Source organism: Pseudomonas sp. P5_B2, assembly GCF_056400445.1.
In genome coordinates this window covers 1-880 of record NZ_JBFULH010001190.1, presented here as the reverse complement: position 1 = coordinate 880, position 880 = coordinate 1, and the positions used below count along the sequence as shown (strand labels likewise).

The following is an 880-nucleotide window of genomic DNA, read 5'->3' as shown; positions in this document are numbered from 1 at the left end:
GCTCTGAACCGGGGGCTTTAAGCGTAAAATAGGTATCTACGCGAATATGGAATAAAAATCTCCCGTAGAAAATCTTGTGTCTATCCAGTTAGCATTGCCCCACGAATTCGCCCTCGCTTCGGCACTGCATGCCTTGAAGCCTACTCAATTCTGGATCACAGCACTCAGACTCGCGCACAGGCGTATTTCTGCACAGAAGGTCGCGCTGCTTCTCATATGTGAGCTGAAATTCAGCGGCTACTTCGGATACCTTTTCGCGGGTGATCAGTAAGCTTCCCTAAATATTTTGGGGGGCTAACTGATCGTTGCGAGAATCGTCGTGAATGAGGAGCAGCTGGGAAATTTTCTAAGGAGGGTGTCTTCGGTTGTTCGGCAGGAATGCGTGGGAGTGGATCATCAAGGAGCCAAGTGTTTGACGTCCGGCTCCTTCGTGCACACGCTGGCTAGCCTCGAAGTTGTTTCAAATATTTGTAAACCGTAGCGCGCCCCATGTTAAGGACATTAGCTACATAATCAGCTCCGCTGCGGCCTTCAAATGCGCCTTCAGCAAAGAGCGCTTCCACCAAGGCGCGCTTGTCCTGGTTCTTGAGAGTACGTAGCGACAAATTGCGATCTTGTAGCCAAGCATGCAGGAAGGTGTTTATTCGCTCCTGCCAATCATCCTTGAACAGCGCATCGGGTTGCGGAATAAGTCGGCTGACTTGGAAGAATGCAGCCAGTGCATGATGAGCTTGCTCCAGAATGGAGAAGTTTAGGTTTATGCAAAGCAGGTATTCAGCCTTGCCATCCTGGTCACAGAGCACACCGGTGATTGAGCGGATTTTTTGCCCATTCCAGTTGATTTTCTCGTAAGGACCTATGCTGGTTGCATGGCCGAGAT

Annotated in this window: 1 protein-coding gene; it reads right to left on the bottom strand. The window is 50.1% G+C overall.

What is annotated here, in order from left to right:
• Positions 1 to 443: 443 nt before the first annotated feature.
• Positions 444 to 880, bottom strand: a 437-nt coding sequence (locus AC1DRJ_RS30105) for a helix-turn-helix transcriptional regulator (RefSeq protein ID WP_477805328.1), incomplete at its 5' end; no start/stop codon positions are given.